9 protein-coding genes and 3 tRNA genes are annotated in these 12198 nt (G+C 36.2%); 3 read left to right on the top strand and 9 right to left on the bottom strand.

Annotated elements, in window-relative coordinates:
- Positions 1-246: 246 nt before the first annotated feature.
- Entirely contained in the window at positions 247-2613 is a 2367-nt protein-coding gene (locus Q0507_RS04945; protein WP_298713246.1) for a hypothetical protein, read from the bottom strand.
- A gap of 182 nt (positions 2614-2795) precedes the next feature.
- Here Q0507_RS04945 and Q0507_RS04940 point away from each other — a divergent pair, with 182 nt between their 5' ends.
- Genes Q0507_RS04940 through Q0507_RS04930 form a run of 3 tightly spaced genes read left to right on the top strand, consistent with a single transcriptional unit; the run spans position 2796 to position 7027 of the window.
- Positions 2796-4880 (top strand): hypothetical protein, encoded by a 2085-nt coding sequence (locus Q0507_RS04940; RefSeq protein WP_298713244.1) that lies wholly within the window; start codon positions 2796-2798, stop codon positions 4878-4880.
- Between the two features lies 1 nt (position 4881).
- Entirely contained in the window at positions 4882-5562 is a 681-nt protein-coding gene (locus Q0507_RS04935) for a hypothetical protein (protein WP_298713241.1), read from the top strand.
- A 52-nt stretch (positions 5563-5614) separates the two neighbouring features.
- Entirely contained in the window at positions 5615-7027 is a 1413-nt protein-coding gene (locus Q0507_RS04930; protein WP_298713239.1) for a tyrosine-type recombinase/integrase, read from the top strand.
- Between the two features lie 114 nt (positions 7028-7141).
- Here Q0507_RS04930 and Q0507_RS04925 read toward each other — a convergent pair.
- The 8 genes from Q0507_RS04925 to rph form a co-directional block, all read right to left on the bottom strand.
- A tRNA-Arg gene (locus Q0507_RS04925) sits at positions 7142-7218 on the bottom strand.
- Positions 7219-7319: 101 nt separating this feature from the next.
- Positions 7320-7393: transfer RNA gene (locus Q0507_RS04920), tRNA-Gly, on the bottom strand.
- 9 nt (positions 7394-7402) lie between these two features.
- Positions 7403-7479 (bottom strand) — tRNA-Pro (locus Q0507_RS04915).
- 369 nt (positions 7480-7848) lie between these two features.
- Entirely contained in the window at positions 7849-9054 is a 1206-nt protein-coding gene (locus tag Q0507_RS04910) for an NADP-dependent malic enzyme (protein ID WP_298713236.1), read from the bottom strand.
- 288 nt (positions 9055-9342) lie between these two features.
- Positions 9343-10125 carry an adenosylmethionine decarboxylase gene (speD, locus tag Q0507_RS04905; RefSeq protein WP_298713233.1) on the bottom strand — a complete coding sequence of 261 codons (783 nt, stop codon included), beginning with the start codon at positions 10123-10125 and terminating at the stop codon, positions 9343-9345.
- A gap of 77 nt (positions 10126-10202) precedes the next feature.
- A complete protein-coding gene (locus Q0507_RS04900; protein ID WP_298713230.1) occupies positions 10203-10700 on the bottom strand; it encodes a metallophosphoesterase in 498 nt (165 codons plus the stop codon).
- 66 nt (positions 10701-10766) lie between these two features.
- A complete protein-coding gene (locus Q0507_RS04895; RefSeq protein ID WP_298713227.1) occupies positions 10767-11342 on the bottom strand; it encodes an XTP/dITP diphosphatase in 576 nt (191 codons plus the stop codon).
- Between the two features lies 1 nt (position 11343).
- A complete protein-coding gene (gene rph, locus Q0507_RS04890; protein WP_298713224.1) occupies positions 11344-12099 on the bottom strand; it encodes a ribonuclease PH in 756 nt (251 codons plus the stop codon).
- Positions 12100-12198 lie beyond the last annotated feature (99 nt).

The following is a 12198-nucleotide window of genomic DNA, read 5'->3' as shown; positions in this document are numbered from 1 at the left end:
CCCGCCTCTCTGTCGTTTTTTATAACGAAGCTAAACTATAATCTTATTCTAAGGTTGTTCTATCTTGCTTATCTATATTTTATCTCCCTTATAAAAAACGACAGAAAGCAAGATAGAGATTTGTATGTACAAAATTTTTATCCATTTTTACCAAATTTACCAAAAAATAAAGGTATGTAATATATGTACTAATCTATCTTAAAAATTGGTAAAAATGGTAAATTTGGTAAATACAGTGTGAAAATATTAGTTATTATCTCTTTTAGCTGGTTTAATCAATTGCATTCTAAGATTAGGTCGACCTTTAAATAATCTTCTATTCCCCATAGGTTCACAAATCATCTTGTCTAGTATCACCTTTTTAAGACGAATAGTAGCCTCCTTTTTCTCTATACTACATTTTTCTAAATATAATGAAATATTCCATAAAAACTGTTCGAGTATATCATATAAGGCTAAATATGATTTTCTTAAACTATGCTTATCGCAAGTTACAACACACTCAAGAAATTTGCTTATATTCTCATTATTAAGATATGGTAAATATAACCAAAAAGTATCATTATTAAATGTATCTAATATAGGATTTTTCATATGCATTTTAAGATGCTCATCCTGTAATACAAATTTTTTTAGAGGCATACTTTCAATATCACCACAGTTTAATACAGCATAAATGCACTTAAAGAATTTAGTAAGTACTTTTTTTACGTTCTTCATCGGATCACTAAGTTCAAAAGTATCATTATAATGATATCTGTATTTAGTTAATCCTCTAAACAACGTAGATTCATTTTCCTGTATTTTTAATAAATCAACTAATCGTTCATCCTCTGAACGTCCCCATACATACGATGAATCAATTGAATACATGTTCTTTATCCAAATATATACCAAGTCAGTTAATCGTTCGGTCTCCAGTTTTTTATTCCACCTAGTATCCTTAGAGGCCCAAGGAATGGATTGTGGATTAGACTGAACCATATCTTCTTCTATAAATATAGAGTGTCCACTCTTATAAGTGTTTTCCCTATGGAGGTATACTCTATATTCATTATAAAGATATATAAATAAATCTAAAATACATTGATGCGTAGTATTATATAAGCTATCCCTTTTAGAAGCTTGAGACAAAGCGACGCCCGAAAACTGCATATCGCCCTTCACTATATCTAGCCCCTCCTTTTGTTGTATTTGAAGCGAAAGAGGCTTATGCAAAAAACTATCTAAATACTGCACTATATCGCAATCATAATATGAAGACATATCAGTTTTATTATATAAGGTTTTTAATTCTTCTCGATATTGATTATAAGTTAAACTTGATAAAACATTATACGAGTCTAATTTAAAACGTTCAAGACTATCATCATTAGAATTTCTAACTATAGATTTTATAGTTTGATCAATAAACGGAAAAATATCAAACAAAAATACTAATAGCACCTGATTTAATAACTCTATATTCAAAAAAGCTTCTTCATAATCAATTAACTCTTCTGTATTTATAAAAGGTTTATTAGTAAATAAACCACGAGTTGGCATCTCATTAACCCGCTTTAGCACGGAAACAGCCATATAGTGTGGCAAGTTACATAATAGCATCAAGAAAAGAAATAAAGATGCATTAAGCTCATGATAATTTAAAGATAATAGGGTCCGAATCTCATAGGATACATTCTGTTGATAAAGCCATTTATGTAGCAATACAATTGGTAAACAGCATGTTTGTTCATCAAGTTGCTCTAATAAAAATGCTTCGTTTAAAGCATACTCCCCTTCAACCTCTTTTTTCAGTAGGTTTTTATATAGTTTTTGAGACTTCTTGATTAAGTCCTGAAGACCTGTATAATTTTTTCCTTCTAATACTTCAAAGCTCGCATCACTTAACAGCATTTTTTTATGTATCAATAAAGAATTATTTGGAGAATCTATTGATGCTGAAACTATGTTTGGAAAATCCTTAACCACAAAAGTTGCAGCTGGTTCTGAAAGTACTGTCCTATTAAATTTATATATTTTATTAAAAGCCATCGTAAAAGTACATTTTTTAGTTCTTCGATTTCTACTGCTCTCCTTAGACTCATTATTTTCTGAATTATTTAAATCTATATGCCGTAATATAGCCAACGCAATATAATGGTCGATTACATCTTTTATAAAAAAAGAATCAGAATATAACGAAACAGAATTAGATGCTACATTCATATGCATTACACCCAAAAGTATCCTAATAGCATCAAAATCTCTAGGCTCTAATCCAGCTCTTATAATAAAAGAATCATAAGGATTACTCAAACAGCTTGTTTGTTCTTGGGATAAACATAAGCCATGTAAACGGTCTAACTCTTCATATAAAAATTCCCATATATTATTATTCAAAAACTTATGTTCTACTTTTATATTCTGCTCATGATTATATTCACTTATTCTTTGATGTAACGACAATAAATACTTATAAAAACACATATACTCAGGATCAATTAATCGAATTATAATATCTTCATAAATATAACTTTCATAACCACCTGTACCATTTTCCCTCAACGGGGTACTTTTAAAAAATACCTTATGAAAATCTCTGTTCAAAACATCTAAGTCATTTCTATTCATTTTTTTATTTTTCTAACCTTAACTAGCCACAAAAACATTATTTTCTTATTAATTAGCCATTTTTAATTTTAAAAATGGCTAATTTTTTATTTTTTTACATATACAACTAGTATAACACAAATAATTATAAACTATTAGTGTAGTCAGCTGCTACATTAAATAATTTTAAGGAGGCAAACAAAATGGAAAAAAATTTTCCTCTATCCCCCAGTGATGAGCCACAAAAGGGCAACATCGCTACTGCTGAATTAGTAACTTTTCAGCCATTAACAAGGAGTAGTGTTACCTATGAAGATATACCACTCCCCGCGGTACCAAAAGTAGAAGAACAAGGTTCTCCACCTCTTATTTCTACAATAAATGCATCTACCTTTAGTGCATATGCTAGTATTTCCCCATCAGGAAATATTGAGCAACTTCTGGAAAAAGATATATCGAGTGTTAATCATCAATATGATGAATCAGCACTAAGACCACAAGACGTATCCACATACCCTGTAGTCTTAACGGCAATCAACGTAAACGAGTTTCAGGTCTCGGCAAACACCAAAACTAGCCATTGCAATAATCGGTTAAAAAGCTTTGTTGAGTACGATGGTGTTATTTGTCAAATTGATAAAGTGACGAAGGAACCAAAGGATGAAATTCTAAATTGTGTGCTTTCATTTACAGAGGAACGTGAGGTTTACGATTTAGATCGTTGTCAAAGCTTTTATGTAATCCATGTCAAAACATCGATTTCAGAGGCAGATGTCATCATCCCAAAAGAACAGCTTGATACTCTATATTCAGTGCTCAAGAAGAGATTTCCCGAAATCAGCTTCAATGCTGATTGCGGAAAAGCTAAAGAGCTGTTCAAACAGTATATAGCTGAACGTTATATACAAGATAAGGCAGCTATGAAAAGCACAAAAGTAAATAAATATCCTGGCTGGGGAAAAGCCTTTGAAGCAAAAAAATTTCATCCTGGACAGAATGAAGATGGTGACACATTGTTAACTTTGCCAAATGTTGAGCAAAATCACAGATACAACCTGTACGATTATGGCCTCAAATTATTAAATCTCGCCCCATTCGAGGTTGTTTTACCACTCTTCTTACATGCTCATAGTGGTTTTGTAAGAAAGTTATTCCAAGAGGGCTCTCATCCTATACAGTATGTGCCGACATTAATTGCTCCTACGGGTAGTAGAAAAACATCTCTAGCAAAAATTTTCTTCCTACTATTTAATCACGAGACATACGCATCATTTAATGATACTGACCGTGCAATTGAACTGGTGTCAACCCACTATAAAGATCAAACGGTAATATTTGATGACTGCAAGCTAACAAATGACAAAACTTTACTAGCTAAATTCGAGAAGTTCATTCGTCCACTCTCGGAGAGTCAAGGTAGGGCAAAGTCTAGTGAAGCAGGCAGTCGCTTAGAGCGTACTCAACAAATGCATACCGCAATCATAACTGCTGAATCCTATCCTAATGAATTACAGCAGTCTAGTAAGTTACGACTATTGCCAATCTTCATGAATCAGGAAGATGTAAACAACCAGGTTTTGACTGATTTCCAAAACGATAAAGCTCATGCTAAACAGCATTTAAAGGCATCAAGATTAGACGAATATATGGTGCTATTTATCCGTTATATTGAGGAGCATTATGACGACATAGTCTGTATGGTTCAAAATACATCGCCAGTATATGGAATTAGTCAGCATGCACGAATTAATGCTATGTATCAGGTACAAGCACTTCTTGCCAAAATAATTCTTGATTTTGGCGTATGGTGTAGCCACCACAGTCAAGAGCAAGCCAATATTTTATATCAGCAATGGTGCGATACTATCAAGGGCTTAGTTATTGCAAATAATGAGTTATGTAACGATGCAACACCAACAACGTTATTTCTTCGAACATTGGCTAATGGTGAAGCAGCTAACGAAGTTACATATGCCCCTGATAAAGCCACATACTGGGCTAATCCAGACCAATACGTTGGTATTATACATCAAACAGATCTTATACTAATACCGAGTCCGGCATTCGCTTATGTTGAAAAAACTTGCCAACGGCTAGGTCGTCGCATGGAATATACGATGGATACTATTGCAAATCGGCTTCGAGATGAAGGCATCTCTAAAGGATATGGTGGGTCTGACCGCAAAAAGCTCCGCCCATATACAAAACTGACCAAAGGAACTAAAAAAATGGATGTCATCTGCATCCCACTATCTAACTATTCTAAATTAACTATGGAGGAAGAGTAATATGAATATGAATATCAACATTAATTATCCAGTACAAGAACCACAAAATAACATTAATTTCTATACAGCAATAAGCCCTGTTGCATACGTTGTACATCATTCTCTTGATTATATGACACAATGGATGGAACAATACCATGCAGTATATTTTAGCCAGTTAAAAACTGTAGAAGAAGCTAATCAACTAGCGACCTCAATAATCTATTATAACCAATCCTTGTATATTCCTAAGGAACAGTGGTTCATAAATATATGTAGAGGTGAGCATAATACACAACTTAACTATGCACCTAATGCACCTATGCTATTTAGTGGTTCTGCAAACGCCACTACTAGTACTGAGCTCATGGAAAATAACAATCTAGGTGTATGGGCAATTATATCTGACCAAGGATATGGTACTGCCGATAATTCGTACACGCTAAAAGGAATTATAGAATCTAAAGGTTTAACCAATGTCATAGCTAGAAGGTTCATGACATTGACGGATGCTAATACGTATGCACGACAACGCTACACGAGACGATATAATTTCTTGTTTCCACAAGCTATACTCTGCATCCCACAAGGGGACTTGAGTATTAACCAATTCTATGCCATTCCCAATTATGAGCAATTAAGCCAACAAAGCCCTAATTTAATGGAATGGGATAACCTAATAAAAAGGGACATGTTCCTATAACTAATTTGATAGTTATTAGACTAATAGTTTAGAAAGGAGGGCTGTGCCGGCCATGAAAACTTCAAATACGACCACCGCAGCCCTCTCTATTCAAGAGTTGAGCGAATTCTTAAATATATCAGTGCAAACACTTCGAAAGCGTTTACGTGATCAAGGGTATTTACTACCTAAAAATAAGGTTGGTAATTGCTATTGCTTTACACTTAGCGATTGTGAGTCCTTCATTGCCAATAACTATAGTATCTTTTATAATGATTTTGTGAACAGGTACTCCGATGGCAAGAGAAACGAGTCCATTATGTACCAAATTCCATCAGGTAAAGGTATCATCTCAAAAGAAACGCAACGAAGTGGTAAAACGTATTATTATATACGTAATCTTCCACTGTATTGTGATGACCAGGGTAGCATAATAAAATTCCGCTCCAAAGGTTTCACCTCTAAGGAAGAAGCCGAAGCTGAGCGAAAACGAATGATTGTAGATCGTGATAATGGGGTGTATAAGTACTACTTTATCGAAGTCGGTCAGATACAACAATCATCGAGGAAAAAAGTGCCAACTGGTGCCAATCAGAGCTATTATGACTTTTGTATTAATTACTTTACAAAAGCAACGTATGCTGAAGCAACACGGAAATTATATCTAGATATAACGGAAAATAGAATCAAACCTTTCTTTGGTAACACTCCTATTTCCGAGCTTTCTAAGGCCTCACTGCAACAGTTTGTTGACCAATATACTACAAATATTCGCAAAACATTTATTGTACTGAGTTTAACCTTAAAGAAACTGTATAGCCTAGATTTAATTCCAACAAATTTTTATGATTCGTTGGTTAAACCAGTCTCAACAGCACCTAAACATCCAAAAAAGGCCCTTACCGTCAGTGAAACACAATGTTTCTTGAACTATTATAAAGGCCACCATTTGGAACATTGTATGCTATTGCTATTCCAATGTGGTTTACGAATTGGGGAGTTACAAGCTCTACAATGGGATGAAATCGAGATAATTGATGAGTGTAAAGCTAAGGTTCATGTTAATTCTTCATGGGGTGAAACCCAATACGGCATGAATCGAAAAGAGCCTAAAACACACTCGAGCAAGCGTATAATCCCGATTAGTGATTCTTATACTATCTCGGTACTAAAACGTGCACGAGCAACGTCTAAAGGTAGTCTATGGGTAGCCGAAAATGAAACGGGATTACGTCCTATTGACAAGCATAACTTTAGTAAACGCTATTTTACTAAGGTTGGTAAAAAGTTAGGTATTGAAAAGTATCTGTCAAGCCATGTAGCTCGACATACGTTCATCTCAAACCTAGTTCAGCACAACGTACCTTATACTGAAATTGCAAAATTAGCTGGTCATGGTACCACCGCAATGATAATTAAAGTATATGCTCATGCGATACAAGATGAAGAGCAAACCTTCAATTATGTGTCAAACCTTTACACCTGATGCAAGGATAATGCAAGTATAAAAAACTATACTTGTACCATATCCTTGCATTTCTTTTAGGGTAATAAAAAAATAGCCGTAAGGGCTAAAACCCTTACGGCTATTACGTTTCTTTGGTGATCCAGGAGGGATTCGAACCCCCGACCCACGGCTTAGAAGGCCGTTGCTCTATCCAACTGAGCTACTGAACCATATGGATTACCTATATAATTATCTATTATAGTATAAATTATGTACTATGTATCGTCAACTACGCCCTATCTTAGTATACCCTAAAAAAGGCAAAAAAAAATGGAGCGGGTGAAGGGAATCGAACCCTCGCGACCAGCTTGGAAGGCTGGGGCTCTACCATTGAGCTACACCCGCAAATAAAAATGGTCGGAGCAGCAGGATTCGAACCTGCGACCCCCTGGTCCCAAGCCAGGTGCGCTACCAAACTGCGCTATGCCCCGTCATTAATTACTTTGCTATTATAGCAAACCCGGTAGTTGATGTCAACCACTACTCTTGCTGAGTTCTTACTCTCTCGAGTATCGCTCTGCAACGAAAATTATTATATCATTGATAGAAACTAGTGACAAGTACTTTTTTACAACTTCATTAACTTTTTTAAACTTATACAATAATATATATCTATCCTTACCTCTTTACCAAGTACGCCCTCTATACCATTTTAATACATAGATCAATCAACCAAATAGTTATAGGTTAAGGTTAAGTATAACTTAAGCAAATATATAAAAACATACACCCCTTTCGAGGTGCATGTTGTATTGTTCTATAGTTATATAAGATTTTAAAATGCTAGTAAAGCAAATAGATTAACCTTCGTAGCTACCATCCTCTACTACTTGAGGATTTTTTGCGATACCTTGTTTTACAGCAACTTCAGCAACTGCTTTAGCAACAGCTGGAGCTACACGAGGATCGAATACGGATGGCATTACGTTTTCTTCGTTCAATTCGCTATCAGGAATCAAGTGAGCCAAAGCGTCAGCAGCAGCTAATTTCATTTCGTCAGTGATTTGAGCCGCACGAACGTCGATAGCGCCGCGGAATACGCCAGGGAATACTGCTACGTTGTTAATTTGGTTAGGAGCGTCGGAACGACCTGTACCAGCAACGCGGATACCAGCAGCTTTCATATCAGCATATGTAGCTTCTGGGTTAGGGTTAGCCATTGCAAATACGATTGCATCGTCAGCCAAGTTTTCCAAAATTTCTTTTGTGAAAGCACCTGCTGCAGATACACCAAGAAGAATATCGGCGCCTTTAGCATTTTCAGCCAAGTTGCCATGTTTTTCTTCAAGTTTAAGTAAATCGATTAATTCAGCTTGTAAAGAGTCAAGACGTTTGTAGTCTTTATGCAATACGCCAGAGGATACCAACAATGTGATATCACGAGCACCTGCAAGGTATAATAAGCGAGCAATATTAGCACCCGCCGCACCAGCACCGTTTACAACGATTTTAGCAGTAGCTAAATCCTTTTTAACCAAACGAAGAGCACCTTTTACACCAGCTAAGCATGCAATAGCAGTACCGTGTTGGTCATCGTGGAATACAGGGATTTCTAACTCTGCTTTCAAACGATTTTCAACTTCATAGCATTTAGGAGAGGAAATATCTTCTAAATTAATACCAGCAAAGTTTTTTTGCAATAATTTTACTGTATTGATCAATGTATCAGCATCTTTTGTATCTACAACCAATGGAATGCAGTCTACATCACCAAATTTTTTGAACAATAAGGATTTACCTTCCATTACTGGCAATGCTGCTGCAGCACCGATATCACCAAGACCAAGTACACGAGTACCGTCAGATACAACGGCAACCATGTTGGAACGGCAAGTTAATTCGAAGGATTCTGCTTCATTATCTTTAATACGCAAACATGGTTCTGCTACACCTGGTGTGTAAGCTACAGATAAATCATGAGCGTCTTTTAATTCATATTTTGTTCCTACAGTAAGGAAACCTTTTAATTCACGTTTCTTTTGTACAGCTAATTCACGTACGTCCATAACTATTCTCCTTTGTGGATACACTCGGACTCTTTAGAGTCGGTAATTTATACCTTTAACTAATTGTATTATACATAATGCAATATAATAATTCAAGTTTTTTCGATATAGTTTTTTGAACTTTTTAAAAATAACTATCATTAAGATCCAGTAGTAATAAAGATTAAGCTCCAGTAGCAATAAAGTAAATTATAAAAAAGTAGATAAACCATATAAGGCTTATCTACTTCAAGTCTATCTTCATATTATACGCTAAAAGCTGTCACAACAATGTCATAAAAGCTGTCTTTAAGCTTTTACAGATGGCAAATTGCGTCCATAAAAGATTTCCATCATTTCTTGTTTTAATTGATGTTTAATTTGCTTGATTTCACGATCGCTCAACTCAGACTCAGTGATGCCAAAGAGATAATTATCTAAATCAAATTCTTTTAACATCATCTTTGTATGAAAAATATTTTCTTGATATACATTTACATCAATCATGTTGTACATATTGCGAGTTTTCGCACTAATGTAGTTTTGAATAGAATTGATGCGATGATCGATATAAATTTTCTTACCAGATACATCACGAGTAAAGCCACGTACATGATAATCTAAGGTAAGAATATCAGAATCAAAACTTTGAATTAAATAATTAAGTGCATTTAGCGGAGAAATTTGACCGCACGTAGATACTTCAATATCTGCACGGAATGTGCTAATCCCTTTATGAGGATGGCTTTCAGGGTACGTATGTACAGTAAGGTGAGATTTGTCTAGATGCATAACTACATCTTCTTTTTCAATTTCCTCTTCAGAAATCAAAATCGTAACAGACGCGCCTTGTGGATCGTAATCTTGTTTCGCTACGTTAAGGATGTTAGCACCGATAATACGACTTACTTCCGTCAAAATAGCTGTTAAACGATTCGCATTGTATACTTCATCAATGTACTGAATGTATTGTTTTTTCTCTTCTTCCGTACGAGTATAACAAATATCATAAATATTAAAACTCAATGTCTTGGTGAGATTATTAAAACCATATAATTTCATTTTAGGCTTTGCTTTAACTGGTGTATCCATGATATGTCATAACCCTTTCCATGCATAGACTTACTATTCCTTTTGAAAGTTTCGCAAACGAAGCTTTCACCATATAACTAAACAATATCTTGTTTGTACACAAACTCTACATCAAACTGTCCATTATCGTAGGTAACAATGGCAAAGGTACCACCGGAGCGATCACGAGCCAAAGAAATACTGCCAGGATTTACAAATACCGCATCACGGGCACGAACCTCACCATGATGATGGCTATGACCGGACACTATCAGTCGTGCACCCATGTCAGTTCCTAACTCAATCAGTTTTTGTATTCGATTATAATATGATACCTCATGACCATGAGTCATGTAAATATAGGTATCTTCAAGAGGAATCAATTGCTCTCGTGGTTCAAGCGGTTGCACACGATCGTTATTGCCACGCACCGCATACACAGGAACATCAGTATGCTCTTGCATATAGCGTGCATCATCGCCAAAATCGCCAGCATGAAGCCACATATCGATATTTTGATCGGCAGTAGCCTCCAATATGAGGTCGATATCCTCTAGATACCCGTGAGTATCACTTAAAATGCCAATTCGTTTCATTTTATAAAATCTCTAATACTATTATATTACATATTTATATGAACTATACCATATAGTTCAGAAATATCAAAGCTTACCAATTAATTCACGCAATGCTCGACCACGATGGCTAATCGTTTCTTTTACGTCGATGCTAAGCTCTGCCATCGTCTTTTCAAATTCAGGCACATAGAAGTATGGATCATATCCAAAACCATTCTCCCCTTTTGGCTCATCTTGAACGAGTCCATCACAATAGCCTTCCGCAGTAACTTCTCGGCCATCAGGATATACAAGCGCTAAAGCGCATACATAATGGCCTGTACGGTCACTTTTCCCTTGTAGTTCACGAATTAATTTCTCATTATTTGCATTATCATCACCATGATGACCTGCATAACGCGCAGAATATACACCTGGAGCCCCATCAAGAACATCTACAGTAAGACCCGAATCATCAGCTAAACAAGGTCGATTCGTAGCCTTAGCGTAGTATCGAGCTTTTAACAGAGCGTTTTCCATGAAGGTGGTGCCAGTTTCCTCTGGTTCCTCAACGGAAATCACTTCTTTCACAGGTACGCAATCGATAGACAAATGAGAAAATGCCTCTGAAAACTCACGAATTTTTCCTTTATTGCCTGTAGCAAGTACGATTTGTTCCATATTACACCTCTGGCGCTGTTGGATATACCTTACCAACTTTATCTGCTGTACTACCTAATGCTTCGCGTTGTTTTGCCATAAGCTCATCAGTAGCAACTTCTGCTAGATTAAGTAAAACATTGAGTTCATCACGGTTAAAGGTACCGTGTTCACCTGTACCTTGTACTTCAACCATATTGCCAGAACCTGTACGAACTACATTCATATCTACGATAGCAGCACTATCCTCTTCATAGCAAAGGTCCGTAATAGGACCTTCTGGACCAATACCTACAGAGATGGCTGCACAAAAATCAGTAATTGGGAATTTTCCTGCTCCGCCAAAGGTGAAGTCCACCGCATCAACGAGGGCTACAAAAGCACCCGTAATGGATGCTGTACGCGTACCGCCATCCGCTTGGATAACGTCGCAGTCGATAGTAATAGAGCGTTCGCCTAACGCTTCAAGGTCTACGACAGCGCGCAAAGCACGGCCAATAAGACGTTGAATTTCTACGGTACGACCAGTTTGTTTCCCCTTAGAGGCCTCACGACTCACGCGAGTTTGCGTAGAACGTGGCAATAAGGAATATTCCGCAGTTACCCAGCCTTGTCCAGAACCTTTTAGCCAGCGTGGCACAGAATCCTCAACAGTGGCCGTACAGATAACCTTAGTCTTACCGCACTCAATGAGTACAGAACCTTCTGCATACTCTGTAAAATTCCGTGTTATTTTAATAGGTCGCAATTGACCGGCTGTTCTATTATCGCTGCGCATAGGAACCTCACCATTCTAAAAGGAAATATTAGAACGCCCCTTACACAAAGGGGCGTTATTTCTTATATTATATCACAATTTTACTTTTTTTTAGCATTA

Origin of the sequence: uncultured Veillonella sp. (assembly GCF_938010505.1) — a bacterium.
Taxonomy (GTDB): domain Bacteria; phylum Bacillota; class Negativicutes; order Veillonellales; family Veillonellaceae; genus Veillonella.
This window is presented reverse-complemented; position numbering and strand designations above follow the sequence as displayed.